The 25,728-nt window shown below is 63.7% G+C and carries 25 protein-coding genes; 11 read left to right on the forward strand and 14 right to left on the reverse strand.

Annotation, left to right across the window (positions count from 1 at the left end):
* Positions 1–382 precede the first annotated feature (382 nt).
* The 4 genes from IRI77_RS01370 (at position 383) to IRI77_RS01385 (ending at position 7,068) form a co-directional block, all read left to right on the forward strand.
* Positions 383–2,797 (forward strand): glycoside hydrolase family 2 protein, encoded by a 2,415-nt coding sequence (locus tag IRI77_RS01370; RefSeq protein ID WP_194450301.1) that lies wholly within the window; start codon positions 383–385, stop codon positions 2,795–2,797.
* 6 nt (positions 2,798–2,803) lie between these two features.
* Positions 2,804–3,853 carry a DUF6807 domain-containing protein gene (locus IRI77_RS01375; protein WP_194450302.1) on the forward strand — a complete coding sequence of 350 codons (1,050 nt, stop codon included), beginning with the start codon at positions 2,804–2,806 and terminating at the stop codon, positions 3,851–3,853.
* Positions 3,850–5,154: a Gfo/Idh/MocA family protein gene (locus IRI77_RS01380; protein WP_194450303.1), complete on the forward strand. Its 1,305-nt coding sequence runs from the start codon at positions 3,850–3,852 to the stop codon at positions 5,152–5,154. The genes IRI77_RS01375 and IRI77_RS01380 overlap by 4 nt, the downstream gene beginning before the upstream one ends.
* A gap of 174 nt (positions 5,155–5,328) precedes the next feature.
* On the forward strand, positions 5,329–7,068 hold the full coding sequence (locus IRI77_RS01385; protein WP_194450304.1) for an amidohydrolase: 1,740 nt from the start codon (positions 5,329–5,331) through the stop codon (positions 7,066–7,068).
* Between the two features lie 3 nt (positions 7,069–7,071).
* Here IRI77_RS01385 and IRI77_RS01390 read toward each other — a convergent pair whose 3' ends face one another.
* Together IRI77_RS01390 and IRI77_RS01395 are read right to left on the reverse strand one after the other, a co-directional pair.
* On the reverse strand, positions 7,072–8,439 hold the full coding sequence (locus tag IRI77_RS01390) for an MBL fold metallo-hydrolase RNA specificity domain-containing protein (protein ID WP_228486552.1): 1,368 nt from the start codon (positions 8,437–8,439) through the stop codon (positions 7,072–7,074).
* A gap of 81 nt (positions 8,440–8,520) precedes the next feature.
* Positions 8,521–9,168 (reverse strand): hypothetical protein, encoded by a 648-nt coding sequence (locus IRI77_RS01395; RefSeq protein WP_194450306.1) that lies wholly within the window; start codon positions 9,166–9,168, stop codon positions 8,521–8,523.
* Positions 9,169–9,192: 24 nt separating this feature from the next.
* On the opposite strand from IRI77_RS01395, the gene dacB reads away from it, so the two are divergent.
* The 3 genes from dacB to lexA all read left to right on the forward strand — a co-directional run bounded on the left by dacB (position 9,193) and on the right by lexA (position 11,603).
* Positions 9,193–10,671, forward strand: coding sequence for a D-alanyl-D-alanine carboxypeptidase/D-alanyl-D-alanine endopeptidase (dacB, locus tag IRI77_RS01400; RefSeq protein ID WP_194450307.1), 1,479 nt, complete (start codon positions 9,193–9,195; stop codon positions 10,669–10,671).
* A 3-nt stretch (positions 10,672–10,674) separates the two neighbouring features.
* Positions 10,675–10,902 carry an FmdB family zinc ribbon protein gene (locus IRI77_RS01405; protein WP_194450308.1) on the forward strand — a complete coding sequence of 76 codons (228 nt, stop codon included), beginning with the start codon at positions 10,675–10,677 and terminating at the stop codon, positions 10,900–10,902.
* 65 nt (positions 10,903–10,967) lie between these two features.
* Positions 10,968–11,603 (forward strand): transcriptional repressor LexA, encoded by a 636-nt coding sequence (gene lexA / locus IRI77_RS01410; protein WP_194450309.1) that lies wholly within the window; start codon positions 10,968–10,970, stop codon positions 11,601–11,603.
* Positions 11,604–11,687: 84 nt separating this feature from the next.
* On the opposite strand, the gene IRI77_RS01415 is transcribed toward lexA, so the two are convergent.
* The 3 genes from IRI77_RS01415 to IRI77_RS01425 form a co-directional block, all read right to left on the reverse strand.
* Entirely contained in the window at positions 11,688–12,074 is a 387-nt protein-coding gene (locus IRI77_RS01415; RefSeq protein WP_194450310.1) for a DUF2934 domain-containing protein, read from the reverse strand.
* A gap of 113 nt (positions 12,075–12,187) precedes the next feature.
* Positions 12,188–12,412, reverse strand: a complete 225-nt coding sequence (locus tag IRI77_RS01420) for a hypothetical protein (protein WP_194450311.1) — start codon at positions 12,410–12,412, stop codon at positions 12,188–12,190.
* A gap of 168 nt (positions 12,413–12,580) precedes the next feature.
* Positions 12,581–13,408 carry a hydroxypyruvate isomerase family protein gene (locus IRI77_RS01425; RefSeq protein WP_194450312.1) on the reverse strand — a complete coding sequence of 276 codons (828 nt, stop codon included), beginning with the start codon at positions 13,406–13,408 and terminating at the stop codon, positions 12,581–12,583.
* A 133-nt stretch (positions 13,409–13,541) separates the two neighbouring features.
* Between IRI77_RS01425 and IRI77_RS01430 the strand changes: the two genes are divergently transcribed.
* Genes IRI77_RS01430 through IRI77_RS01440 form a run of 3 tightly spaced genes read left to right on the forward strand, consistent with a single transcriptional unit; the run spans position 13,542 to position 16,208 of the window.
* Positions 13,542–14,456: a mechanosensitive ion channel family protein gene (locus IRI77_RS01430; RefSeq protein WP_194450313.1), complete on the forward strand. Its 915-nt coding sequence runs from the start codon at positions 13,542–13,544 to the stop codon at positions 14,454–14,456.
* Complete coding sequence (locus IRI77_RS01435; protein WP_194450314.1) at positions 14,419–14,952, forward strand: hypothetical protein; 534 nt, start codon at positions 14,419–14,421, stop codon at positions 14,950–14,952. Before IRI77_RS01430 ends, IRI77_RS01435 begins: the two co-directional genes overlap by 38 nt.
* Entirely contained in the window at positions 14,949–16,208 is a 1,260-nt protein-coding gene (locus tag IRI77_RS01440; RefSeq protein WP_194450315.1) for a glycosyltransferase family 4 protein, read from the forward strand. Before IRI77_RS01435 ends, IRI77_RS01440 begins: the two co-directional genes overlap by 4 nt.
* A gap of 7 nt (positions 16,209–16,215) precedes the next feature.
* On the opposite strand, the gene IRI77_RS01445 is transcribed toward IRI77_RS01440, so the two are convergent.
* The 8 genes from IRI77_RS01445 to IRI77_RS01480 are packed head-to-tail and all read right to left on the reverse strand — an operon-like array spanning position 16,216 to position 23,709.
* Positions 16,216–17,268 carry a protein-glutamate methylesterase/protein-glutamine glutaminase gene (locus IRI77_RS01445; protein WP_194450316.1) on the reverse strand — a complete coding sequence of 351 codons (1,053 nt, stop codon included), beginning with the start codon at positions 17,266–17,268 and terminating at the stop codon, positions 16,216–16,218.
* Positions 17,265–17,738 carry a chemotaxis protein CheX gene (locus IRI77_RS01450; protein WP_194450317.1) on the reverse strand — a complete coding sequence of 158 codons (474 nt, stop codon included), beginning with the start codon at positions 17,736–17,738 and terminating at the stop codon, positions 17,265–17,267. The genes IRI77_RS01445 and IRI77_RS01450 overlap by 4 nt, the downstream gene beginning before the upstream one ends.
* Positions 17,738–18,163 (reverse strand): response regulator, encoded by a 426-nt coding sequence (locus tag IRI77_RS01455; RefSeq protein ID WP_228486553.1) that lies wholly within the window; start codon positions 18,161–18,163, stop codon positions 17,738–17,740. Before IRI77_RS01455 ends, IRI77_RS01450 begins: the two co-directional genes overlap by 1 nt.
* Entirely contained in the window at positions 18,163–18,711 is a 549-nt protein-coding gene (locus IRI77_RS01460) for a chemotaxis protein CheD (protein ID WP_194450319.1), read from the reverse strand. The genes IRI77_RS01455 and IRI77_RS01460 overlap by 1 nt, the downstream gene beginning before the upstream one ends.
* Positions 18,712–18,732: 21 nt before the next feature.
* Positions 18,733–19,587, reverse strand: a complete 855-nt coding sequence (locus IRI77_RS01465; protein ID WP_194450320.1) for a CheR family methyltransferase — start codon at positions 19,585–19,587, stop codon at positions 18,733–18,735.
* Positions 19,577–21,442, reverse strand: a complete 1,866-nt coding sequence (locus tag IRI77_RS01470; protein WP_228486554.1) for a chemotaxis protein CheA — start codon at positions 21,440–21,442, stop codon at positions 19,577–19,579. The genes IRI77_RS01465 and IRI77_RS01470 overlap by 11 nt, the downstream gene beginning before the upstream one ends.
* A gap of 11 nt (positions 21,443–21,453) precedes the next feature.
* Entirely contained in the window at positions 21,454–23,088 is a 1,635-nt protein-coding gene (locus tag IRI77_RS01475) for a HAMP domain-containing methyl-accepting chemotaxis protein (protein WP_194450321.1), read from the reverse strand.
* A 60-nt stretch (positions 23,089–23,148) separates the two neighbouring features.
* Positions 23,149–23,709: a chemotaxis protein CheW gene (locus IRI77_RS01480; RefSeq protein WP_194450322.1), complete on the reverse strand. Its 561-nt coding sequence runs from the start codon at positions 23,707–23,709 to the stop codon at positions 23,149–23,151.
* A 205-nt stretch (positions 23,710–23,914) separates the two neighbouring features.
* On the opposite strand from IRI77_RS01480, the gene IRI77_RS37865 reads away from it, so the two are divergent.
* Entirely contained in the window at positions 23,915–24,445 is a 531-nt protein-coding gene (locus IRI77_RS37865) for a redoxin domain-containing protein (RefSeq protein WP_228486555.1), read from the forward strand.
* A 24-nt stretch (positions 24,446–24,469) separates the two neighbouring features.
* On the opposite strand, the gene IRI77_RS01495 is transcribed toward IRI77_RS37865, so the two are convergent.
* Positions 24,470–25,717: a mandelate racemase/muconate lactonizing enzyme family protein gene (locus tag IRI77_RS01495; protein WP_194450324.1), complete on the reverse strand. Its 1,248-nt coding sequence runs from the start codon at positions 25,715–25,717 to the stop codon at positions 24,470–24,472.
* Between the last annotated feature and the right edge of the window lie 11 nt (positions 25,718–25,728).

A 25,728-nucleotide genomic window follows, 5' to 3' on the forward strand; every position in this document is an offset into this window, starting at 1 on the left:
GCGACCGTCAGGGAGCGGGCACCCAAACGGAGGCCCGCACCCCACAAACCGAAACTGAGGTCTTCATGCGCGAAACCACCGCGACCTTCAGGAAGCGCGCACCCATGGAATTGAGCCGCGACCGTGAGGGAGCGGGCACCCAAACGGAAGCCCGCACCCAACAAACCGAAACTGGGGTCTTCCTGCGCGAAACCACCGCGACCATCAGGAAGCGGGCACCCATGAAATTGAGCCGCGACCGTGAGGGAGCGGGCACCCAAACGGAAGGCCGCAGCCAGCATTCTGCAACTGCAGCCTTCCTTCTCCGATCGACCGCGCGGAAGCCCGCACCTAGCCAGTCTGGTTGCGCCACTCTTCCATCCAGTCCACGCTGAGAGGAACAATGAACCGCAGGCATTTCCTGGCCCTGGCCGCCGCCTCCGCAGCCCAGGCCGCACAATCCCTCCAAGACAAGAGCCGCTCCGTCCACCCCCGCCTCCGCCGCAACTTCAATACCGGTTGGCTCTTCCGGCGTCAGGTCAACGGTGGCGGAGCCCTCGGCTCCTGGGAGCGCGACCCCACCCTCGGCGCCGCCATCGAACCCCCCTTCCTCAACGCCAAGTCCCCCGCCTACGACGACTCCGCCTGGCCGTCCATCCAGCTCCCCCACACCTGGAACCAGCACGATGGCAGCGATGAAATCCCCGGCTACTTCCGCGGCATCGGCTGGTACCGCAAGCACTTCCAACTGGAACCGGAGCTCAGCGGCCAGCGCGTCTTTCTAGAATTCGAGGGCGTCAATCAGGTCAGCGAATTCTGGGTCAACGGAGCCTACGCCGGCAAGCACGAGGGTGGCTACACCAGCTTCGAACTCGACATCACCCCGCACGTGAAGTTCGGCCCCTCCGGCAACGTTCTGACGGTGAAGGTCGACAACATCTACAACAAGGACATCGCGCCCACAGTCAAGACCGACCTCACCTTTTACGGCGGCATCTATCGCGATGTCTGGCTGCGCGTCACGGCCCCCATCCATCTCTCCGAAGTCTACTGGCTCACCCCCAAAGTCACTGAATCCGCCGCCGAAATCGAAGTCCACTCCAGGATCGACAACCGCACCACCCGCGCCGCCTCCCTGAAGGTCCTGCACGAGATCCTCGACGCCAAAGGCCTCGTAGTCGCTAAAGTCGAAACCTCCGCCACAGTCCCTGCGCAGCAGCAGGGCCACGCCCTCACCCAACGTCTGACACTCGCCCAGCCCCGGCTCTGGTCGCCCGACAGCCCCAATCTCTACCAACTCCGCACCACGTTGCTCGACCCCGCCGGCCCCGGCGACCTCCACGACGCCCCCATCGGCTTCCGCTGGTTCCGCTTCGACGCCCAACAGGGCTTTTTCCTCAACGGCCGCCGCCTCCAACTGCGCGGCACCACCTGGCACCAGTCCTATCCCGGTCTCGGCAGCGCCCTGCCCAATTCACGCCACGTGAAAGACATGGAGCTCATCAAGGAGATGGGCTGCAATCTCTTCCGCACCAGCCACTATCCGCACGACCCCGCTGTCATGGAAGCCTGCGACCGCCTTGGCCTCCTCGTCCTCGAAGAGATGTTCGTCGGCGAAGAGGTCGAGGACGACGGCGGCTACTATCGCATCCAGGCCAAGGGCATCGAGGAGATGGTCGCCCGCGACCGCAACAATCCCTCCGTCTTCATGTGGGGGCTCGAGGGTGAAATCGAATCCGCCGCCAAGCACGTCGACGTAGTCCAGCAACTGGTCAACAAGATCAAGGCGACCGACCCCAGCCGCCCCGCCACCATGCAGGATGCGCGCATCGACAGCATCAAGCAGACCCTCGATGTCGTCGGCCTCTATTCCGGGTTCGACGAGAACGACAAGGAGCGCAGCCGCCACCCCGAGCGCCGCTACATGATCGAGGAGTACACCGTCGACGCCATCGGCCGCGGCATCTACGGCATGGGTCCGGAGAGCGAAGACCTCGGCTGCGACAAACACGAAGCCTACCTCGCCGAAGTGGGCCGCCGCCCCTGGATCGCCGGCAGTACCGTCTGGCACCAGTTCGACTACGACGGCGACGAGTACGATCCCATTACGCCCCACCTCGTCACCTTCGGCCTGGCCGACTTCTGGCGCATCCCCAAGGACGTCTTCTACCTCTTCCAAAGCCAGTGGAGCGCCAAACCCATGCTCCACCTCTGCGGCCACTGGACCTGGCCCGGCGAGGAGGGCAAAACTCGCAAGGTGAAGGTCTATAGCAATCAGGCCCGTGTCGAACTCTTCCTCAACGGCCGCTCGCTCGGCGCCCGCGAACCGGTCGCGTATCCCGGCCTCGACCACCCTCCGTTCCTCTGGGACGTGCCCTACGAACCCGGCGTCCTCAAGGCGGTCTCAGGATCCCTCACTTCCGAGCGCAAGACCGCCGGACCCGCCGCCCGCATCGACCTCCGCTCCGACACGGAACGCATCGAATCCGGTGACCCCGAGAGCCTCGCCTACCTCACGGCGGCAGTGGTCGACAAGGACGGCACCATCGTCCCCACGGCCGCCAATGCCATCAGCTTCACCTCCTACGGCCCTGGCGAACTGTTGCCGCAAACCTGGCCCGGCCACCCCACGGGACTCACCTGGAACTGTGTAGCCGGTTTAACGCGCATCGCCCTGCGCTCAACAGACCGTGTCGGCCGCTGTGTCGTCAGCGCCTATTCCCCCGGCCTGCGCATGGGCCGTGCCATCCTGGATGTCGCGGCCCCAGGCAAACGCGATCAAATGGAGTATCGTGGCGGAGCAACCGTCTACAAGTAACCAGACATGTCCAACTCGAAAACACTGCTAGCCTGCATCCTCCCGGTCCTTTTGTTGCCGGCCCAACAGCCGCCCAGCGGACCCGCGAACCCCACCGCGAACCGAGCCGCGACTGTTAAGGAGCGGGCACCCAAACGTACTCCCTCCACTCCCTCCGTCTCCTTCACCAGACCCGCCCCGGACACCATCCAGGTCCTCATCAACAACCAGCCCTTCACTAACTTCCTCTTCAAGGAAGCTGACAACAAACCCTATCTCCACCCGCTCCGCTCCGCCTCCGGCAAAGTCGTCTCCCGTCACTTCCCGATGGAAGACGTCCCCGGAGAGGACAGGGAGCACCCCCACCACCGCGGCATCGCCTTCACCCACGGCGACGTGAACGGCTACAACTTCTGGGCCTCCGAACAGGAGCAGAAAGACGCGCACCAGGGCCGCATCCTCCTCGACAAAATCATCCGCACGCAAGGCGGCACGACCGAGGGCATCCTGGAAGCCGCCTTCCGCTGGGTCACCCCCGAGGGCGGCATCGTGCTGCGCGAACACCGTGTCATGACATTCTACGCCCACCCGTCCCTCCGCATCATCGACTTCGACATCCAACTCACCGCCGCCGGGTCGCCCGTCCGCTTCGGAGACACCAAGGAAGGTTCCTTCTCCGTCCGCCTGGGCCGCGAACTCTCCGAGGACACCGGGGGTACAATGATCAGCTCCACCGGAGCGAAGTCGGAGAAGAACGTCTGGGGCCATCAGGCCAATTGGGTCGACGATTTCGGCACCGTCGAGGGCGAACAACTGGGCGTGGCCATCTTCGACCACCCTGGAAATCCGCGCCATCCCACTTACTGGCACAGCCGGGCCTACGGCCTCATGGCCGTGAACATCTTCGGCCTGCACGACTTCCTCAACGACAAAACCAAAGACGGCAGCCTCACCCTCAAACCCGCCGAAACGCTGCGCTTCCGCTACCGTGTCGTCGTCCACCCCGGCGACACCACCGCCGCCAACATTGCCAAGCTCTACGATGAATACTGCCGCAAGGCAGGAGACAATCAGTGACCACCATTCATAGAAGACACTTCCTCCAGTTCTCCACCGCCGCCGTGGCGGCCAGCGCCGGACGCATCCTCGGTGCAAACGATCGCGTCAACGTTGCCATCACCGGCCTGGGTGGACGCGGCACCGACCATATGGAGTCGTACGCCGCCCTGCCCGAGGCCCGCATCGCCGCCCTCGTCGACGTCAACCAGGCCGCCCGCGAACGCGGAGCCGCCCTCGTCAAACGCCTCACCGGCACCGAACCCAAGACCTACGCCGATCTCCGCGAAGCGCTCGCCGACAAGGACATCGAGGCCGTCTCCCTGGCCACCCCGAACCACTGGCACGCCCTCCAAACCATCTGGGCCTGCCGTGCCGGCAAGGACGTCTACGTCGAAAAGCCCGCCAGCCACAACATCCACGAAGCTGCCTGCATGGTCCAGGCCGCCCGCAAGTACAACCGCATGGTGCAGGTCGGCACGCAAAGCCGCAGTGAGCCCCACATCCGCCGCGCCATGGAACTCCTCCACACCGGAACCATCGGCCAGATCCATCTCGCCAAAGGCCTCTGCTTCAAGCGCCGCCTCTCCATCGGACACAAGCCTGACGGACCCGTTCCGCCCGGCTTGAATTGGGATGCCTTCCTCGGACCCGCGCCCATGCGGCCCTTCAACGAGAACCGCTACAAGTACAACTGGCACTGGTTCTGGGACACCGGCAACGGCGACATCGGCAACCAGGGCGTCCACCAGATGGACATCGCCCGCTGGGGCGCCGGCCTCGACACCTGGCCCACCCACGCCGTCTCCACTGGCGGCAAATTCCTTTACGAAGACGACCAGGAAACCCCCAACATGCAGTTCGCTACCCTCGGCTACGAGAAGGCGCAGATCATGTTCGAGGTCCGCGGACTCCTCACACCCGGCGAAGCTGGCATTCGCTCCGGTTCCCCGCACACCATCGGCAACGTTTTCTATGGCAGTGAGGGCTTCCTGGTGCTCGACGACGCCGGCTACCGCGTCTTCAAAGGGGAGAAACGCGAACTCGTGAAGGAAGAGAACGCCCCCCGCGAAGACAAAGCCAACGAGGCGCACATGGGCAACTTCCTGGCAGCGGTCCGCAATCGGAAAACCGCTGATCTCCATGCCGGCATCGAGCTCGCCGCCATGTCGACAAACCTCTGCCATCTCGCGAACATCAGCTACCGCGTCGGCCGCGAGCTCAGCATTGACTCGAGTGGAGCCTTTGCCAACGATCCCAAGGCGACCGGGCTTCAGACTAGAAATTACCGGACCCCTTGGACGATCCCCGATCCGGTGTAACGCCCGTGAGGCCGGCTGCGGTGTGAACCCGTTCCCTCATCGCGGCCGGCCGCCGGGTCGGTACAATGTCGTCGAGTACGTCGCAAGCTGCCAACCCGGCCCCGTGAATGCCGCAGCGCCCCGACCCAGCGCGGAGTATTAGGGTTCGCTCCAAATCGAGGTCAGAAAGATTCCATGACACTGCCCGCATCTCTGCGCCCCTGGGCGGCCTGCCTGCTGTTCGCCAGCCTGGCGTCCCCGGTCCTCGCCGCCAACTCTGACGTCATTCTCCACAACGGCAAAATCGTCACCGTCGACGCGAAGTTCTCCGTCCAGAGTGCGATCGCCATCCGCGACGGACACATCGCCATGCTCGGCTCCGACGCCGCCGTCCTTGCCGCTGAGCGTGGCCCCAAAACCGTTGTGACCGACCTTCACGGAGCCACGGTCCTCCCCGGCCTCTTCGACAGCCACGTCCACCCCCTCGGCGCCGGCCTCAGCGAATTCCGCGGCAAGCTGCCCGTCTTCGACACCTACGACACCATTCGCAAGTACATCCGGGCCAAGGCCGCCACCACCCCCAAGGGCCAGTGGATCATCGTCCCCCGCACCTTCCCCACGCGTCTCGACGAACTGCGCATGCCCACGCGCGAACTTCTCGACGAGGCCAAGGAACATCCGGTGATGTTCGACGCCAGCTACGTCGTCATCGTCAATTCCCTGGGCCTCAAGATCAGCGGCATCACCCGCAACACGCCCAACCCGCCCATGGGCGAAATCGTCCACGACCGCAACGGCGAACCCAACGGCATCATCAAGAACGCTCAGCAGCTCTTGAAGGGTCTAAAGGAGGACGAAGGCTTCTCCCTCGACGAGAAGCGCCGCGCTTTGGAAGACATGCTGCGCCGCTACGTCGAGGCCGGCCTCACCTCCATCGGTGACGGCGCGGTATACGCCGAAGAGATCGGGCTCTATCGCGACCTGAAAGCCGCCCACCGCCTACCCTTGCGCGTCACCATGACCGCCCGCTACGACGCCGGCCGCCCCCTCGAAGATCTGCGCAGGGACATCCAGGCGCTCCCCTACAAAACCAACGACGGCGACGACTGGCTTCGTTTCGGAGCCTTCAAGGTCAACGTCGACGGCGGCATGACCATCGGCACCGCCTTCCAGCGCCAGCCCTACGGCGAGTTCGGAGCCCAGCTCTACGGCAAGACCAATCCCGACGACCGCGGCCAGCTCTTCGAAACCGCCGAGAAACTCCTGGAGATCTTCCGCGTCGCCCGCGACAAAGGCTGGACCCTCTCCGCCCACTGCCAGGGCGGCGGAGCCATCGACAACTTCCTTGGGGCGCTCGATGCCCTCGACAAAATCAAACCCATCGCGCCCACCCGTTCGCATCTCATCCACGCAAGCTTCCAGAACCCCCACGCCATCGCCGAGATGAAGCGCCTGGGTGTGCTCGCCGACGTGCAGCCTGCCTGGCTCTACTTCGACACGCCCGGCCTGCAGAAAACCATGGGCGCCGAAGCCATGAAGTACTTCTTCCCCCTGCGCTCCTACATCAACGCGGGCATCATCGTCGCCGGCGGCAGCGACCACATGATCGGCCACGACAAGAACTCCGCCGTGAATCCGTACAATCCCTTCCAGGGCATGTGGAACGCCGTCACGCGCCGCAACATCCGCGGCGAAGTCATTCACCCGGAGCAGTGCGTCACCCGCGAGGAGGCCCTCCGCATGTACACCATCTGGGCCGCCTACCGGCACTTTGCCGAGAAGACCCGAGGGTCGCTCGAAACCGGCAAACTGGCCGACCTCGTTGTCATCGATCGCGACTACCTGAAATGCCCGGTCGACGGAATCCGCCAGATCGAACCCATGCAGGTGATGATTGAAGGCCGGACGGTCTATACCCGCCCGGCCCATAAGTAGGCTCTACAGGTCGAACGACTGGCCGCGCTGGGGAATCTCTACTTCCAAGTCATAGAAGGTTCGGATCATCTTCGCCAAAGCCTCGGCCTGCTGAGGCTCGCCATGGACCAGGAAGACCTTCTTCAGCGTCTTCACCATCGGCTTCATCCACATCAGCAGCTCGTTCTGGTCGGCGTGGCCGGACAGTTCGTTCAGCTTCACCACTTCGGCCCGCAGCCGCACCGGCTCACCGAAGATCGCCACCTCGGGCTGCTTGTCTACAATCTTGCGGCCCAGCGTGTTTTCCGCCTGGAAGCCAGTAATCAGCACCATGTTGCGCGGATCCTCGATATTGTTCCGCAAATGGTGCAGAATCCGCCCCGCTTCCGCCATGCCCGAGGCCGACAGAATCAGCGCCGGCCCGCGCAGATCGTTCAGCGCCTTCGACTCGGAAACTTCGCGTACGTAATGCAGCAGCTTGAATCCAAACGGATCGTGCCCGTTGTCGACAAAGGCCTGCGTCTCCGCATCGAACAGCTCGGTGTGCTTCCGGAACGCTTCGGTCACGTTTACCGCCAGCGGGCTGTCGACAAAGATCGGGATCCCCGGGATCCGGTGCTCCAGCATCAGTTCGTGCAGCAGCAGCACCAGTTGCTGCGTCCGCCCCACTGCAAACGCCGGAGCGATGATCTTCCCGCCCCGCTCGCTCACCCGGTTGATCGCATCCGCCAGCTTGTCCTTGGCCGACCCCATGTCCTTATGCAGTCGGTCGCCGTAAGTGGACTCCATGATCAAGTAATCTACCGGCGGCATCGTCTCCGGATCACGGATGATCGGCAGGTTCGGCCGTCCCACATCCCCTGAGAACGCCAGCCGCACGCGGTGCCCGTTCTCCTGCAGCTCCATCGCCAGCGCGGTCGAGCCCAGCATGTGCCCCGCGTCGTACGCCGTATAAGTGAGCCCCGGACCCACCTCCGTCACCTGGTGCTCCGTCACCTCTTTGAACAACCCCAGCGTCCGCTCCGCATCCTCCACTGAGTACAGCGGCTCAATCACTTCCAGGTCGTCGGCCTGCCCCAGCTTGCGCCGCCGCGACAGCCGCTTGGCCACGAAGAGGGCGTCCTTTTCCTGGATGTGGGCCGAATCGGCCAGCATCGACTTGCTCAGGTCCACCGTGGCCGGTGTCGCATAAATCGGACCCGTGAAACCGCCCTTTACCAAAGTGGGCAGATTCCCCGTGTGGTCGATGTGCGCGTGCGAGACCAGCACAGCGTCGATGGTCGCCGGGGCGAATGGGAAGTGCGCGTTCCGCTCCCGCGCCTCCTTCCTTCGGCCCTGGTACATGCCGCAGTCCAATAGATAGCGCCGTCCGCTCACGGCAAGGTGATGCATGGAGCCGGTTACCGTACGGGCCGCTCCCCAGAACGTCAACTTCATGCCGTCAGCATGACACAAATGGTAGACAGCTATCGGTTAGCGCAAAACCAACACTTGTCGTCCAGCGGGGCCCTCATACAGCAGCTCTAAACGACGAATGTCGTTTAGCTTGGATTTGTAGGCGAAATAGATCAATCCGCTCACGCCGCTCTCGGCCTGGACCTGCGGCAATGCCAACCGCATCGCTGCTTCGCCCCCGTCCGGCGGAACTTTGTCCTTCTGTTCCGGAGCCTGCGGCGCACGCGGCCCTCTCCTGGCTTGCGGATCCCCGGGAAACCGCTCGATCGGCGGCGGCCTGCCGATGATGATATCTCCACCGCCCAGTCCGACATCCGCGACCGTCCCCCGATTGCCCCGATCCCATTCCGGGTTCCGGATGGCCATCGCCACAAGTCCGGGCGTCTGTGCCACCAGCGGCACCTTCTTCCCGTTGATCCGCAACTGGAAATCGCCCGAACTCACCGGCAGCATCACGCCTTTGTCCGGATAGACGCCCACCTCTACCACCAGGTAAATCCCCGTGTAGTACGACTCGTTCCCTTCGCTGATCGTCCGCGACAGATACTCCGCGCCAATCTGCGCCCGCGCCGCCCGCCCATGCGCCGGATAGTCCGAGGCCTGCGGCTTCGGGTCGGTCCCTGCCCATGTCACCGCCGCCAGCATTCCCAGCACAAGGAATTTCACGACCTCAGGATAAACTGAGTACTCATGCTTCGGACCACTTCTTTTGCGGCATCCCTCCTGCTCGTCTCCGTCGCGTCCACCGCCCAGAATCTGGACGAGAAGGTGAATCAGATCCTCTCGGAGCCGGCGGCCCAACGGGCAGTCTTCGGCATCCATGTAGTCGAGCCTGCCACTGGCAGGGTGGTGTATGCCCGCAGCGCCGGCCTCCCCATGACCCCAGCCTCGAACACAAAGCTACTCGCCACTGTCCTCTCCCTCGCCCGCCTCGGACCCGACTACCGTTTCGAAACGCGCATTCTCACCGCCAAACCGCCGGACTCCGACGGCAAAATCACCGGCGATCTGCGGCTGGTCGGCGGCGGTGACCCAACCATGTCCGCTCGCGAGATTCCATACAAGAAAGGTGCGATTGAAGGCGACCCGCTCAAGCCCCTCGCCGAACTGGCGAACAAAGTGGTCGAAGCCGGAGTCCGCATCATCGACGGCGACATCATCGGCGACGACACCCGCTGGCCCTGGTCGCCCTATCCCGACGGCTGGACCGTCGACGATACCGTCTGGGAATACGGCGCCCCGGTCAGCGCCCTGACCCTGAACGACAACGCGCTTCTTCTCTACATCCGGCCCGGCAAAAAGCCCGGCGAGACGGCGGAGATCTCGCTCACTCCCCCAGTCGAGTACTACACCATCCACAACACGCTGAAGACCCACACCGGAGCCCCGCGCAGCATCACCGTCGACCGCCAGCCCAACTCCCGGGTCCTGCTCATCGGCGGGACCGCTGCCCCCAACGGCGGAGCCGCTTCCCAACTCATCGCCATCGACGACCCCGCCGCCTTCGCCGCCCAGGCCTTCGCTGAACTGCTGCGCGCCCGCGGCGTCACCATCCGCGGTTCCGTCCGTGCCGCCCATCGCCTGCCAGGGCAGCCCTATGAGCCGCCCACCGGAGTCGAACTCGCCAGGCGCGTCTCACCTCCGCTCATCGAGATCCTTAAGGTTGTTAATAAGGTCAGCCAGAATCTTCACGCCGAGATCGTGCTTCGTGAAGTCGGCTTCATCAAACGCAGCGAAGGAACCGCCGATGCCGCCCAGGAGGAGATGACCGAGTTCCTCACCGGCCTCGGCGTCGACCGTAAGGACTTCGCCCTCGTCGACGGCTCCGGTCTCTCGCGGCGCACCCTGGCGACTCCTGCTACGTTCACCACCGTCCTCCGCTACATGCACAACAGCCCGCTGCGCGACGCCTTCTGGGCTCTGCTACCTATCGCAGGAGAGGATGGGACCTTGAACAACCGCTTTCACGGTTTCAAGGAGGTGACCGCCATCCGCGCCAAGACCGGTTCCATCAGCCATGTCGCCGCGCTATCTGGATACGCTGGTGAAGATTCCGGCAGGCGGCTCGCGTTCTCCATCCTGGTGAACGATTACACCGCGCCCACTTCGGAGATCCGGGCGATCGTTGATAAAATCGCTGTAGCGATCCTCGAGGAAGGGAAACGTTGAACCATGCCGATTTTTGAATACGCCTGCGAAGACTGCGGGACCAAGTTCGAGAAGTTGATCCGTCGCGAATCCGACTACGAGACTCTGTCCTGCCCCTCCTGCGGAGAGCAGCACCTGCATAAGGAGCACTCCACGTTCTCCCCAAAAATGGGTGCATCCAAGCAGTCCGCACCGGCCATGTGCCCCTCCGGAGGCACCTGTCCGACGCCTGGAAAGTGCGGAATGAATTAAGTCATCTTCATCTTTTTTGCTCAGGGCGCTTGACTTTCGCTCCGTGTTCGCCGAAGAATGTGGGTATGGCTCTGACGCCCAGACAGAAAGAAGTCGTAGACTTCCTCGTCGAATACACGGAGCGGAACGGGTATAGCCCGAGTTTTGAAGAGATCGCGGCTGGCCTGCAGTTGGCCTCGCTCGCGACTGTTCACAAACACATCACCGCTCTAGAACAAAAGGGTTACCTCAAGAGACGCTACAACGAGAGCCGATCCATTGAGGTATCGCCCGAATACCGGGCCGCTGAGCACGCGCGCGTCCATGGACCTGAAAGCGGAGGGATGTCTGTCCCGCTTCTAGGCCGTATCGCCGCGGGTTTGCCGGTTGAATCGGTATCGGCGCCCGAAACGCTCAACTTCGCCGACTTTGCAGGTTCGGCGGAGACTTATGCCCTGCAGGTTCGGGGGGACTCGATGATCGAGGACCATATCTGCAGCGGCGATTACGTACTAGTAGAACGCGCGCCAATTGTGCGTGACGGTGAGATTGTGGTGGCGTTGGTGGGTGGTGCTGAAACTACTCTGAAACGCTTCTATAAACAAACTGACGGAATGGTACGGCTTCAGCCGGCCAATGCCGCCATGGAACCCATTCTTGTGCCCGGTGAGAGCGTCGAACTGCAAGGACGCGTGCTCGCCGTTCTCCGCAAGTACAAGTAAACCGCACGAACCTTCAGGGGGCTTTTGGTGGGCGCGGAGAATCGACGCGCTCTACCAGGAGCCCCCTGATTCATGTCCGGACTGCTATTCGTAGCGGGCGCGCACGATCTCGACAGCCCGCAGCCAGTCTTCCCTCTCGCCGCCATCCCCACCTCCGCGGTTCACCCACTGGAAGTATGCCTCGGTCGCAATCTCCTGCTGGTAGGCACGCGGGTCGAAAGCCGCCTTGGCAACCGGAGCTGCCTGGGTGGCCACTGCTGCGGCAACTGGCGCTGCGGCGGATGCCGCTGCCACCGCGGCCTTGGCGGCAACGGGCTTGCGTGTCGCGGGCTTGTGCGTTGCGGCGGACGACTTCGCTGCTGCGGTGGTCTTCGTGGCCTTGCTCTTTTCTGTTTTGCTCTTCGTTGCCGGCGCCGTCTCGGCCGCCTTCACGATTTCCGATTCAGAGGTGGTTTTCTTCTTGCTGGTCATAGATAAAACTCGTTGGTGCTCCCAAAGTACAGTTCGGGTGTCAGTTGTTCGTAACAACCCGATGGCAGGTTGTTTAAAACAGTGAGGGTAGACTCCGTCAGGGAGTTACGCGATTACGGCCGGTTGGTCGCGGCGGCCAGCTCCTCGAGGAGTTTGGCTGCGATGTCCCGCGCCCCCGTAAAGGCCTGCTGATACGCGAGGAAGGCCCGGTTCAATTCCAGTGCCTGCTCCGGCGTGTGTTGCGTTCGAAGAATCATATCGCGCACATGGACGGGGTTAGGCAGGACTGCGTCCTCCCTCAACTCGTCTAGCGCTGTACCTGCGTTGTAGTGGTACATGATTCACGACCTTTGTTTTATATTATGACGCAAAAGTCCTTTGTCCCGCAGATAGCCTCTTCCGCGGCACCTGGCCCGGTGTTGCAAGCAATGAAAAAGCACGGCGCCCGGGCCGTGCTTCTTCGTCGTTGGGATGTTTCGTTGACTACTTCGTTCGGCTTGACGGGCCTACACCCGGCAGAGATCCACAGCCTCGCGCAGCGACACCAGCGGCTCCCGCTTCGGCACGAACTCATGCGCCATGTAGCCCTGGAAGCCGGTCTCGATGATCGCTTTCGTGATCGCCCGGTAGTTGAGTTCCTGCGTGTCGTCGATCTCGTTCCGTCCGGGATTGCCGCCCGTGTGATAGTGGCCGAACCACTGGTGGTTGTCGCGAATGGTGCGGATCACGTCGCCTTCCATGATCTGCATGTGGTAGATGTCGTACAGCAGTTTCACGTTCGGTGAGTTCACTGCCTTCACCACTTCAATCCCCCACTGCGACTTATCGCACATATAGTCCTTGTGGTTCACCTTGGAGTTCAACAGCTCCATCACCACCAGGATGCCCTTGTCCTCGGCATACTTCTTCAGGCGGTTCAGCCCGATGATCGTGTTCGCCGCGCCCTCTTCGTCCTGCATGCCTTTGCGATTGCCCGAGAACACGATGATCGACACGGCCTGCGCCGCTACCGCCTGGTCGACCATGGTCTTGAACTTCGCCTCGATGGCGTCGTGGCTCTCCTTCCGGTTGAGCCCGTCCGGAATCGTGGTGGGGCCCGGCACGACCGTCAGCTTCAGGCCGTGCTTCTTCACCACGTCCCACTCCTTGGGATCGACCAGGTCGATCGACTCGATGCCCATCTTCGCCGAGGCCGCGGCCAGTTCCTCGATCGGGACTTTGGAGTAGCACCAGCGGCAGACCGATTGCTTTAATTTGCCTGGTTGGGAGGTTGTCTGGGCGGACATGGCGGCGACGCTAAGCCCTGCGGCGGGGAGGAAAGTGCGGCGTTTCATCCACAACAGACTATCAGAGCAGCCCGAGGCCTGCCAGCGCTTTCATTTAACGAGGTAAGCCCACTCGCCGCCCGCCAGGCAATCTTTGCCCGGCGCCGAACGTCTCTTTCGCCTCTCCGCTTACCATGGAATCATGACCTCGTTTCTGTCCGGCATCCCGGTACAGCGGCTGGATGACTACCTCTTCAGCGCCCTGCGCATCGGCGGCTATCTGGGCGGCGCCGCCCTGCTGAACTTTCTGCTCAGTAAACTCTTCTCCACCGTCGGGCGCGTCTCCGCCGACCTGGTCAGGGAACGCGGCGGCGAAGTCGATCTGGAACGCGCGAAGCAGACCAATACGGTGACGACCATCGCCCGGCGCGTCCTCTTCTCCCTGGTGTGGGCCTTCGCCATCCTGCTGGCCCTCAAGCGCGAAGTGGGCTTCGAGGTCGGCCCTCTGCTGGCGGGCGCCGGGGTCGCCGGCCTGGCCATCGGTTTTGCAGCCCAAAGTGTCCTGAAAGATTGGATCGGCGGTTTCTTCCTGCTCACGGAAGGCCAGATCCGCATCGGCGACGTGGTCAAGGTCGGCGACCTGTCGGGTTCGGTGGAGCAGCTCTCGCTGCGCACGACGGTCCTGCGCGGCTATGACGGAGCGGTCCACGTTCTCGCCAACGGCGGCATCCAGTCGTTCACCAATCTCACCATGGGGTTCAGTTATGCTGTGTTTGACGTGGCGGTCGACTTCGACGAAGAGCCCCAGCGGCTGATGGACGTGTTCCGCGAGGTGAGCAAGGAGATGCGTTCAGACGAGACGTTCCAGCGGCTGATCCTGGCCGATATTGAGATTGCGGGTGTCGACAAGTTCACTGAGCAGGGTGTCGTGGTCAAGGCCCGGCTCAAAACCCAGCCCAGCCAGCAGTGGACCGTCGGCCGTGAGCTGAATCGCCGGTTGAGGGCCCGTTGCGCGCAGGCGGGCATCACCATCGCTACCGCCCAGCGTGCCGTACAGTTGTTCGAGAAAGGATTGCAGTATGATCCAAATCCAGTCCAACCAGCTCGGCGGCCTTGAGTGGAAACAGCTCTCGGCCTTCGCCCGCGCCTATGAGTTGAGGTCGGGCGACTCGGTCCTGGCTTCGGTGGAATTCAAAAAGGTCTTCGGAACCCTGGCCGAGGCGAAAACTGCCCACGAGGCCTGGACCTTCAAACGAACCGGATTCCTGACGCCCATGGTCACCGCCCGGGTTGCCGGCTCGGAGCAGGATGTCGCCCATTACAAGCCCGGCATGATGGGTACGAAGGGCGAGATCTTCCTGCCCGGTGGGGAAGTGCTTCACATGAAGTCCACCAGCTTCTGGGGTAGCCAGTGGGCCCTGATGTTGGGAGACGGCACCGCGCTGATCAAGTTCCAAAACCAGGGCATGCTCAAGCACGGCGCGCACGTGGATATCGAACCGGCGGCCCGGGAGCGGCCGGACCTCCCCCTGCTACTCACCCTGTGCTGGTACATTCTGGCGCTTCATCAACAGGACAGCGCGGCGACCACTGCCGTCATAGCCGCCGGGTGACCATCGAACGCGTTCTCTACTGTGCGGCGCATGGCGGCTTTGGCGGCCAGGCCAGCCCCTTGGGCGGTGGCGCGGCGGTGTCGAACCTGCTGCTGGACGAATGGGCTCGCACGCGCCCCTTCCAGGTGGAACTCATCAGTCCAGCCATCCTGGGCGCGGACGCGCCGTCGGGCCGCCAGTTGGTGGAATTCGACGAGCGCCAGTACGCCGCCTTCTGCGAGTCGTTCCGCGCCGCATCCACGCAGGCTGTGATGCGCGCCGACCCCCGCTCCAGCTCAGTCCTTGTCAACGACATCAGCGAGGGCCCCGACTTCGCCGCCCTTCAGCGGGCTGGCTTCCACGTCGTCACCGTCTATCATGTCGATGTCGTTGCCTACATCTCAGCCATCTATTTGAAGGACCGTATCTCGCCCCGCGGCCTCACCCGTTTCTGGGAGCTGATGCGCAGCCTGCGGCTCGACCGCGTCGCACCCGTGATCCTGCGCCTGATCTTCGCGCAGCAGCGCGCCAGCCTGCGCTATTCCGCCGCCGTCGCCGTCCCCTCGTCAGGCATGAAGGACATCCTGCTCGAGTGCTATCCGGAGACCCCGCCGGAGAGGATCCATGTGCTGCCCTGGGGCGCTCCGCCGCGTTTCGGCCCGCAGGAGGCTGCGCGCGAGGCCGCGGCCGGACTGCGCCGCGAGTTCAACGTCCCCGCCGAGGCGCAGGTTCTCCTCTGCCTCAGCCGCATCTCTCCGGAGAAGGGCCAGGACACCCTCCTGGAGGCGTTGATCGAGGCCGAGCGGCACGGCCGCCTGCCCCAACGTCCGCTGTGGTTGTTCCTCTGTGGCGAACCCGCGTTTATGCACGGCAGGCGTCACATGGAGCGGTTGCAGCAACTGGCCGCCCGCCTGCGTCAGGTCAAGGTCGTGTTCCCGGGCTACATGAGCGGGCTGCGCAAACAGGCGGCCTTTCACATGTCCGACCTCTACGTCTTCCCTTCGCGCCACGAGAGCTACGGCCTCACGCTGATGGAGGCGCTCTCGGAAGGACTCCCCGCGGTCTGCCTGGAGCACCAGGGCTCGCGGGAAGTGATGACGCCGCAGGTGGGCGTGATGTTGCGCGAGCACGAGCGAAACCAGCTTTGGCCCGCCATCTCCGCACTGCTGGCCGATGACGACCGGCGGCAAAACATGGCCCTCGCCGCGCGTGAGTTGGCGGATGCCCGGCCCTTCGCCGTCAGCGCCGCCACGCTCGCCGGGTTCCTGCGGGGGTAGCTGGCCGCTACTGGGTCACCCGGCTCTTCTTCAGCACCATCGGCGCGATCGCGTCCAGGCTGAGAACCTGCCCGGCCGCACCCATGCGGATGGCCTCCCGAGGCATTCCGAAGACGACACAGCTCGCCTCGTCCTGCGCGATCGTCTCCGCCCCGTTTTTCCTCATCGCCAGCAATCCCTCCGCGCCGTCGCTGCCCATCCCCGTCATCAGCACCCCCAGCGCCGCCTGGCCCAGGGCCGCTGAGACCGATTTGAACATCACGTCGACCGAGGGCCGCTGATAGCAGACTTTCGGACTGTCGTCCAACCGGATACGCCAACCGGCGCCGGCCCGGTCCAGCAGAAGATGCCGGTCGCCGGGCGCGATCCAGGCAACACCCGGGCTGAGCACCTCGCCCCCCTTTGCCTCCCGCACCTCCAGTGCGCAGACCTTGTTCAGCCGCTCCGCAAAGGCCGCCGAGAAGACCGGTGGAATGTGCTGCGTCACCACGATGGGCGGCATACCCGCCGGCAGGGCCGTCAGCACTCGCTCAATCGCCTGTGTGCCGCCCGTCGACGCGCCCAGCGCAATCACCATCTGCCGCAACGCACCCCGCGGATCCCCAATCGCCGCGTGCGTCTTCGCCGGCAGCGGAGTGGGCCGTGCGGCCGGCATCCGCGAACGCGCCGCCGCCCGTACCCGGCGCGGCAGGTCTTCCTTCAGATCGCCTACTGAATACGGCCCGCCCGGCTTCGCCAGGACATCGACCGCGCCTTCCGTCAACGCCTCCATGGCCGACTTCGTCGAGCTCTGGGCCAGGGAACTGATGACGATCACGGGCAGGGGATGGAACCGCATAATCCGCCTCAGGAACGTCAGCCCGTCCATGCGCGGCATCTCGATATCCAGCGTCAGCACGTCCGGTGCCAGAGCCAGAATCTTGTCCCGCGCGACATAGGGATCCGGAGCCGTCCCCACCACCTCCAGGTCCGGCTGCGCGCTGAGAATATCGCTCAACACCTTGCGGACGATCGCCGAATCGTCCACCACCAGTACCCGCGTTCTGCGCTCCTGTGTCATAGCCCCTCGCCATAGCGTAACGCCACATCGATAAAACCACCCTCCAGCGGATACCTGAGCCATGGCCCGGAGTCAGCGGCCGGCGCCTCGATCGACTGAGGTGTCTCAATTGTCATCCGCCCGTGCGGCTTCAGCCGGCTCAAAGAGGCCCCGCACAGCATATTGGCCAGTTCGCGCGCCGTGCTGCACTTTTCCGGGAGCGAAACCTCGTCCGTCTCCTTGCCCAGAAACGACGCAGCCAGGCGGCAGCAGATCCGGCACGAGATCGCCAATTGCATGGCCCCGTTCGCGCTGCCGTGGAAACCAGCCCGGATCAGGCAGCTCGACACCTCCGGCGCATCGACCACCTCCAGATCCGCGGCCGGTAGCTCGAAGAACATCGTCTCCAGCACCTCGAGCAGCGCCGCGCGGCAGGCCTGTCGCACCTGGGGCAGGGAAAGATCGTGAATTTCCTCATGTTTCGGCGTCATCAGAATCCCTCAATGCCCGGCCCATCCGCGCCCGGCCCGGCCAGGTCGGGGAAAATGCCGGCCAGCACCTCGCCCAGCTTTTCCGGCGGAAATGGCTTGCGGACGTAACTGCGCGCCCCCAACTGCATCAGCTTTTCCATGCGCTGGTCGGTCGAGTCCGTCGACACCACCACCACGGGGATCGAGCTCAAATCCTCATCCCGTTTCAGCTCCTGCAGCAACCCCTCGCCATCCATCACCGGCATGTTGATATCCGTCAGGATCAGGTCCACCTGCTGCGCCGGTCCGGCGGCGCGCGCGGACCGCAGCTTGGAGAGCGCTTCCAGGCCGTCGCCGGCCTCCAGATAGCACGCCACTTCGAAACCCGTTACTTCCACCGTCCGGCGCACGAAGGCACGCATCACCGGCGAATCATCGACGATCATCAAACGTATTGACACAGAGCGCCCCCCATGGCCGAGCTGCGCTCAGCCTGGCTCATCGGCCGTAACTCCCGCTCCGGTTCGCCCGTCGCGCGGATGATCATCTTGCCCGACCCGGCCTCCAGCCGGACCGTGCGGGAAACGCAACCGCCCACGTCCTCGGCATGCACCATCACACCCGCCTTCCACAGAATCTTCCGCAGCGCCGCGTAGTTCCGCTTTCCGATGTTGAAGAACCCGTTGTCATTGACCACCGCCGCTCCTCCTGCCAGCCGCACCACCAGGCGCTTCTTCTCCGCGCCCTGCTGGTACGCCCCTCGAAACAGTAGCGGCGTCCCTGTGTCGGCATAGCGGAACGGATGATCCTTGCCATTGCCGTTCCGGTCCACGGCGCTATCCGGCAACATAAAGTGCAGCAGCCCCGAGACCTTGGTTACCGGATCCCAAATGACCACCGCGATGCAAGAGCCGAGGGCGTAGGTGACGAGTTCCGCCAAGGGATCGCCCGTCACTTTGCAGTCGCCCACGCCCACCACCAGACTGTTCCCCAAAGCTGCTTCCCCTTCTTGCCATCAACCCTTGCGGCCACTGGGCTTCCGGTACACGGCCGGCATCACGTACGAGAGCTCGTGTTCCATGCCCATCAATCCTTCGGAATGCCCGATCAGCAGCCATCCGCCCGGCTCCAACCGCTCTGCGAAGCGCCGCACCAGCTTCTGCTGCGTCTGCTTGTCGAAATAGATCATCACATTGCGGCAGAAGATCACATTCGCCACCGCCACATTCGTGAACTCCTCCATCAGGTTCAGGCGCTGGAACCGGATGCGCGAGCGCCACTCTTCGCGCACCCGCACCATCCCGTCCTGACCGCCCACTCCGCGTTGGAAGAATCGCTTGCGCCACGCCTCCGGCAGCTCTTTCATCCGGCTTGCGGGGTAGACGCCCGCGCTGGCGGCGCTCAAGGCCCTGGTGGAAATGTCGGTCGCCAGGATCTCGACAGCCGCCAGCTCGGCCTGCCCCAGCGCCTGTGCCAGATGGAAGAGGATGCTGTACGGTTCCTCCCCGGTCGAACAGCCGGCGCTCCAGATGCGAATCGAGGCGCGCGTTGCCAGCGCGGGCAGGATCACACTGCGCAGGAACTCGAAGTGCTGCGGCTCCCTCAGGAAGCTGGTGAAATTGGTCGTCAGCGCATCGATCAGCGCGATCAGCTCCAGCCCCGTGCGGTCGGCCTCCACCAGGTTCAAATAGCTGGACACGTCCTTCAGGCCCAGCTCCCGGATACGCTTGTTCAACCGGGCGCCCACCAGCGCCTCTTTCCCCTCGCGCAGGTCGATGCCCGCCACCTGGTAAGTCAGCGACTGGATCTTCCGGAACTCGCCCGGTTGCACGGTCTGCGACGCGATCAATGGCGTGGTCTCAGGCGGCATGCTCAATCCCTCCAAACAGCGTCGCCAGGTCGAGGATCAAACCCACCCGGCCGTCGCCCAGAATCGCGCCGCCCGCCACCCCCCGGACTTCGCCGAACGTGGGGCCCAGGCTCTTGATCACCACTTCCTGCTTGCCCGCGAGCTCGTCCACCAGCAGGCAATACTGCCGGTCCTCGCTCTCGCCGACGATCATCACACCCTCGCACGGGTCTTCGCTCTTCGCCTCGATGCCCAACCGCCGGCTCAACCGCACCACCGGCAGCAGCCGCTCGCGCACCAGCACCATCTCGCCGCGGCCCTCCACTGAGAACAGGCGTTCCGGCGTCGGCCGGAACATCTCACGCACAGCGAAGATCGGTACGATGTACCGCACACCGCCCACGATCGTGACCAGCCCATCGATGATCGCCAGCGTCAGAGGAACTCTTAAGGTGAAGGTCGTGCCTTGCCCCAACGCGGAAGCGATCTCAATCCGCCCCCGCAACCGGCTGACGTGCTTGCGCACCACATCCATGCCCACGCCCCGGCCGCTCACGTCGGTTACCTTCTCGGCCGTCGAGAACCCAGGCTCGAAAATCAGGTGATACACATCGCTGTCGCTCAGATTCGCGTCAGCGCTCACCAGCCCGCGCTGCACCGCCTTGGCCAGAATCCGGCCCCGATCCAGGCCCCGCCCGTCGTCGCTGAGTTCGATCACAATCTGGCCCGCCTGGTGCGCCGCTTTCAGACGTACCTTGCCCGCCGCCGGCTTGCCCGCGGCCTCGCGATCCGCCGGTGACTCCAGCCCATGGTCCAGCGCGTTCCGCAGCATGTGGACCAGCGGATCCGCCAGTTCCTCGACAATCGTGCGGTCGAGCTCCACGTCTTCGCCATGCAACTCCAGCTCAGCCGATTTGCCCGACTTCCGGGCCAGGTCCCGCACCAGCCGCGTCATGCGCCGGAAGAGCGTCCCGATGGGCACCATACGCATCGCCATGGCCGTCTTCTGGACCTCGGCCGTCACCCGCGCCAATTGCGACAGGTCGCGCTGCACCCGTGGCGAGCGCGCTTCGCCCAGATCCGGATTGTGGTGCAGCATCGATTCGGCGATCATCAGCTCGCCCACCATCTCGACCAGATACTCCAATTTGCCCGTTTCGATCTTGACCAGCGACGCCTCGCTGCGCTTGGGACCCGCTGCCGGCTCCAGTTGCGCAGCGTCTGAACCTGTTGAGGATTCTCTTGACGGCTCAAGCCCGCCCGCCTTCGGCCGCTCCATGGCCAGGGACGTATCGCGATCCTCCAGGTCTTCATCCGCCGCCCCTTCCAGGCCCTGGGGCGTGGCAGCCGCCTGCCGGATGCGATCCAGCAAGGCGGCCGGGTCCTCCATGGGCGGCGGCTCGGCCTTCAGCTTGTTCACTTCAATGCTGCGCAGGCACGACGCCAGGAAGTCGCCCGATTGCAGCACAACGTCCACGATGGGCCCGTTCAATTGCAGTGCGTCGTTGCGGGCCAGGTCCAGCAGGCTCTCCACTTCATGGGCCACCTCCTGAATCACGTTGTATTCCAGGAAACCGGCCAGGCCTTTCAGCGTGTGAAAACTGCGGAAAGCGCTGTTCAGGGTCTCTGGCGTGTGCGCGCCCTGCTCGATCTCCAACAGGCGCGCCTCGATGTTTGCCAGGTGCTCGCGCGCCTCCACCAGGAAGTCCTCCACCAGTTGCGGATCCTGGTTCAGCGCCTGCGCCATCTGGCTTGTCTGGCTCATGGGTGCCGCGATGCTGTTGACCAGCGCCTGCAGGTCAGCGTTTGCCTGGGGCGGAGGCTCTGGTGTCTTGCAGGCCAGCCCGCCCGCCGTGCCTTTCTTTTTGGTTGCCATCGAGGTTCCGCCTAGAAGTCCTTGAAGTCGTCATCCATGGGAAACTCCGCTTTGGCCGGAGGCCGCGCAGGCACTTTGGCGGCCGGCGCCTTGTGGACGCCTGTTGCCACCGCCACATGCACCGCGCCTGCATTCTGCCGCGCTCGTTTGACGCTACCCGCCTGCAAGCTTCGCCCCTGGCGCACCGCCGGGCGGACCGCCACCGCGCCGCCCTCACTGCCCACCAGCAATCGCAACCGCCCCACTGAATCGTTCAGCGACAGTGCCTGTGCGCTCATCTGCTCACCGGCCGACGCACTCTCTTCCGCACTGGCTGCCGTCGACTGCGTCACCTGCTGCATCTGGCCCACCGCCCGCGTGATCTGCTCGATGCCTCGCGCCTGCTCCTGGCTGCCCACATTCACTTCGTTCGCCAGCACACGGATGCGGGACGCATTGTCCACGACACGCGAGACGCAGGACGAGACTTCATCCAACCGCACCTTGCCTTCATTCGAACGCACGATCGATTCTTCAATCAGGTCGGAGGTGTCCTTGGCCGCCTGCGCACAGCGCTGCGCCAGATTGCGTACCTCATCCGCCACCACCGCGAAACCCATCCCGGCTTCCCCTGCTCGTGCCGCTTCCACAGCCGCATTCAACGCCAGGATGTTGGTCTGGAAGGCGATCTCATCGATCACGCGGATGATCTTCGAGATCTTCTCGCTCGACGTGTTGATCTCCCGCATCGACTCAATCATCTGCGTCAGCTTCTGGTCTGTCTCCTTCAACAGTTGATCCGCCTTCTCGGTCTCCGTGGCCGCGCTGCGCGCGCTTTCCGCGTTCTTCCGCGTCATCGCGTTCACTTCCTCCGTCGACGCAGAAGTCTCCTGCAGCGAGGCGGCCTGTTCCGACGAGCCCTGCGCCAGCGACTGCGACGACCCCGAAATCTGGTTCGACGCCGACGCCACCTGATCCGCGCCTTCGCCAATCTCCACCGCTATCTGACGCAGTTCGCGGTTGCCATTCCGGATCACCCAGAACGCCATCCCTGCCACGCCCAGGGCCAGCAGGCACACCACCACCGCCAGCATCCGCGCAAAGGAGGCCTTCGAGATGGCCGATGCGGAGCTCGAAATGGCGAACTGATGCTGTAAATCCACCAAGGCCACCACCCGCTGACGCATTTTGTCGAAGTGCCCGCGGAAATACTCCGTCTGCATCCTGGTTGCTTCGTCGAAGCGCTGGCCGCGGATGCTGCTCTCAAACTGCTGCAACTTCTGGATCACCTCTTCGCTCATGGCCGAGAGCGACGCCTGGTGACGCTTCCCCTCGTCCGTTTTGAGCAGCGGTTCCAGCTCCTTCAGCGCGCTGGCCAGCTTCTCGACGGAGTCCTTCATCTGCAGGCTGGACGCTTGCACCAGCGGCGCATCGTTTGTCATCGAGCCCAGCAGCAACCCGCGCTGCGCGCCCTCAATCATAGTGACCGCTGTCTGGCTTTGCATCGCCAGTTCCGATTTGCGTGCTTCCACGTTGACTGAGCGTTCCAATTGACCCTGCACGTCTGACAACGTGTAGATCGCTGAAGCCCCCAGCAGGAGCAGAAACGCCACAATCGCACCCGAAGCGATGTTGATCTTGGTTCCGAAACTGATATTCCCATTCATAAGCACACGCATCCTTCCCTTGGTTCCACAGCGGCTTTTCCGTTATCCCGGCGGCGGATCCTACGACATCGGCAGAGGGTCCGCGCCAGCCCCCATCTCAGGCGGAGGCAGCAGCAGGCCCTGCACCTGGGTCACGCCCTGCACCTCAACTGTCGTCAGCACCTGGTCGATATCCAGCAGGATCTTCACCCGGCCTTTTACCTTCGCCATGCCCAGGATGTAAGGCATCTTCATGTCGGCCCCAAATTCAGGCGTATCCTCGATCTCCGCTTCCTGAATCGTCAGCACTTCCGACACGCCGTCCACGATGACGCCCATCAGCATGTCGCCGTTGTCGTGGGATACCTGCAGCACGATGATGCACGTGCGCTGGGTATATTCCAGTTCCTCCAGCCGGAACTTGCTGCGCAAATCGATAACGGGAATCACCTTCCCCCGCAGGTTGATGACGCCTTTGACAAAGGCGGGCGTCTGGGGCACAGAGGTGATCTCCTGGATCCCCATGATCTCGCGTACCTTCAGGACGTGAACGCCAAACTCTTCCTTGCCCAGATGGAAGACGAGATATTTGCCCTGCCTCTGGCTCGTCTTCATCTCGGCGCCAACCTCAGTCGTATGCATTGATCGGTCTCCTGTCGGGCCACCGTCGTCCGGCCGACAACGGATCTGGCGCTTCGCCACGTTGTCCTGGCTGGCCCACGAGGGTCATATCGGAACCAGTTACGGAATTCATAGAGAATGTGAAGTCCGGTTGCGGCTCCGGAAGACCGCCTGCTATCCTCGGGCGCAAGAGGATGCTTTTGCACTCTTGATCCTGGGAGGATCCATGAAACTCACTCCATGGTTATTGGGGTTGGCACTGGCCACGGCCGCTTGGGCCCAGCCTGTGCAGCCGCCCAAGACCCACCTGAAGGTCGGCGACTCTGCGCCCGACTTCTCACTGAAGACCACGGCGGGCAACACCTTCAAGTTGTCTGAAAACCGCGGCAAGACCGTCGTCCTGGCGTTCTTCCCCGCGGCTTTCACCGGTGGTTGAACAAAGGAACTCACGGCGTACCAGGCTGGTCTCGCCAAATTTGAAGATGCCGGCGCCATTGTGGTGGGCATCAGCACCGACAACCTTCCAACCTTAGGCCATTGGGCGAAGGAGCTGAACCTGGGCTTTCCCCTGGCCAGCGACTTCAGCCAGCGTTCCGTCGCCACCCTCTATGGGGTCCTGAACAAGGACATCGGCATCGCCAACCGTGCCTCTTTCGTCATCGACGCGGAAGGCAAAATCCAACACATCGAAGAAGGTTCATCGGCCATCAACCCCGACGGCACCGCCGTGGCTTGCAGCCGGATCCATAAGAAGTAGCGCCGCCGCGCGCGGCTTGACGCCCTATTCGAAGAAGGCTTCGCCCGGCTTGCGGTACTTGTAGGCGACATCGAGATCGATCTCAAGGCCCAGGCCGGGCAGGTCCGGCACCTTCACCTTCCCGTCGCGCACCAGGGGCGCATCGCCGTTCTTCACCAGGTCGTCGAAGAACGGGACACTCGCCGCATGCCACTCCAGCGCCAGCACGTTTGGCGTCGCCGCGCACAGGTGCGCGCCCGCGATGGTCCCCAGCGGCGAACTGATGTTGTGCCACGTCAGGTTGACGTAGTGCATATCGGCCAGGTCCGCCAGCTTCCTGCCTTCCCACAGCCCGATCTTCTGCACATCCGGCGACAGCACCCGCAGGCCCGCCTCCAGAATCAGGCGCTGGAAGTCGATCCGGAAGAAATGGTTCTCGCCCGTCGCCAGCGGAGTCCGGGTGCAGCGCTGCACCTCGCCCATCGCCCGGATGTTCTCCGGCGGCAGCACGTCCTCCAGCCACAGCAGCCGCAGCGGTTCCAGCGCTCGCGCCAGGTCCACCGCCGCCGCCACGCCGTAATTCCAGTGGCAATCGATCGCCAGCCCCACCCTCGGACCCACGGCCTTCCGCACCGCCCCGGCCAGCGAGGCGGCGAAGTCCACTTCCATCGGGCTCAGGTCCCGGTTGTACTCGTCGGTCTCGTAAGGCGTCGGCACATCCACGTCGAACTTCAACATGCGGAAGCCGCGCTCCGCCATCTCGGCGGCCCGCTCGGCATAGCTCTCCGGTGTCAGGCTCTCCTGCTTGGACGCGTCCCAGCCGTGGTGCTTCACGCTGATGCGCGACTCCTCCACCGGAGCCCCTTCCGCCGCCATCCAGGCCGGCGTCCGCGGCTTCAGCAGCGGCGTAATCGACTCCAGCGCATCGCCCCCGTGGCAATCGGCGTATATCGTGACGGCGTCCCGGTACTTGCCGCCCAGCAACTGCCACACCGGCATCTTGCACGCCTTGCCCAGCAGGTCCAGAATCGCCGTCTCGATGCCGCCGATGGCGTGGAACATCAGGCCCGGCGACGCATAGATGCAACTCGCCCGCATGCGCCGCACCAGCCGGTCGATATGCACCGGATCCTCGCCCACCAGGATGTCGTTGAACTCCCGGATCACGGCCGTCAGGCCGGGTCCCAGGAACGCCTCCCCCATGCCGCTGAGGCCGGCATCGGAGTCCACCCTCACCAGCGTCCAGTCGAAATTGGACTCCATTACGGCGGTCGAGATTCGTGTGATCTTCATGGCGTGCTTGT

The sequence above is a fragment of the Paludibaculum fermentans genome, from assembly GCF_015277775.1.
Lineage (GTDB): Bacteria > Acidobacteriota > Terriglobia > Bryobacterales > Bryobacteraceae > Paludibaculum > Paludibaculum fermentans.

Excerpts from the sequence above, each read along its gene's own strand:
- IRI77_RS01415 (WP_194450310.1), bottom strand. The coding sequence starts at position 12,074 with ATGACCAGCAAGAAGAAAACCACCTCTGAATCGGAAATCGTGAAGGCG.
- IRI77_RS01370 (WP_194450301.1), top strand. The coding sequence starts at position 383 with ATGAACCGCAGGCATTTCCTGGCCCTGGCCGCCGCCTCCGCAGCCCAG.
- IRI77_RS01425 (WP_194450312.1), bottom strand. The coding sequence starts at position 13,408 with ATGAAACGCCGCACTTTCCTCCCCGCCGCAGGGCTTAGCGTCGCCGCC.
- IRI77_RS01470 (WP_228486554.1), bottom strand. The coding sequence starts at position 21,442 with ATGGCAACCAAAAAGAAAGGCACGGCGGGCGGGCTGGCCTGCAAGACA.
- IRI77_RS01435 (WP_194450314.1), top strand. The coding sequence starts at position 14,419 with ATGATCCAAATCCAGTCCAACCAGCTCGGCGGCCTTGAGTGGAAACAG.
- IRI77_RS01430 (WP_194450313.1), top strand. The coding sequence starts at position 13,542 with ATGACCTCGTTTCTGTCCGGCATCCCGGTACAGCGGCTGGATGACTAC.
- lexA (WP_194450309.1), top strand. The coding sequence starts at position 10,968 with ATGGCTCTGACGCCCAGACAGAAAGAAGTCGTAGACTTCCTCGTCGAA.
- IRI77_RS01450 (WP_194450317.1), bottom strand. The coding sequence starts at position 17,738 with ATGACGCCGAAACATGAGGAAATTCACGATCTTTCCCTGCCCCAGGTG.
- IRI77_RS01375 (WP_194450302.1), top strand. The coding sequence starts at position 2,804 with ATGTCCAACTCGAAAACACTGCTAGCCTGCATCCTCCCGGTCCTTTTG.
- IRI77_RS01475 (WP_194450321.1), bottom strand. The coding sequence starts at position 23,088 with ATGAATGGGAATATCAGTTTCGGAACCAAGATCAACATCGCTTCGGGT.
- IRI77_RS01420 (WP_194450311.1), bottom strand. The coding sequence starts at position 12,412 with ATGTACCACTACAACGCAGGTACAGCGCTAGACGAGTTGAGGGAGGAC.
- IRI77_RS01495 (WP_194450324.1), bottom strand. The coding sequence starts at position 25,717 with ATGAAGATCACACGAATCTCGACCGCCGTAATGGAGTCCAATTTCGAC.
- IRI77_RS01390 (WP_228486552.1), bottom strand. The coding sequence starts at position 8,439 with ATGCATCACCTTGCCGTGAGCGGACGGCGCTATCTATTGGACTGCGGC.
- IRI77_RS01465 (WP_194450320.1), bottom strand. The coding sequence starts at position 19,587 with ATGCCGCCTGAGACCACGCCATTGATCGCGTCGCAGACCGTGCAACCG.
- IRI77_RS01480 (WP_194450322.1), bottom strand. The coding sequence starts at position 23,709 with ATGCATACGACTGAGGTTGGCGCCGAGATGAAGACGAGCCAGAGGCAG.
- IRI77_RS01455 (WP_228486553.1), bottom strand. The coding sequence starts at position 18,163 with ATGATCGTCGATGATTCGCCGGTGATGCGTGCCTTCGTGCGCCGGACG.
- IRI77_RS01385 (WP_194450304.1), top strand. The coding sequence starts at position 5,329 with ATGACACTGCCCGCATCTCTGCGCCCCTGGGCGGCCTGCCTGCTGTTC.
- IRI77_RS01445 (WP_194450316.1), bottom strand. The coding sequence starts at position 17,268 with ATGACACAGGAGCGCAGAACGCGGGTACTGGTGGTGGACGATTCGGCG.
- dacB (WP_194450307.1), top strand. The coding sequence starts at position 9,193 with ATGCTTCGGACCACTTCTTTTGCGGCATCCCTCCTGCTCGTCTCCGTC.
- IRI77_RS01405 (WP_194450308.1), top strand. The coding sequence starts at position 10,675 with ATGCCGATTTTTGAATACGCCTGCGAAGACTGCGGGACCAAGTTCGAG.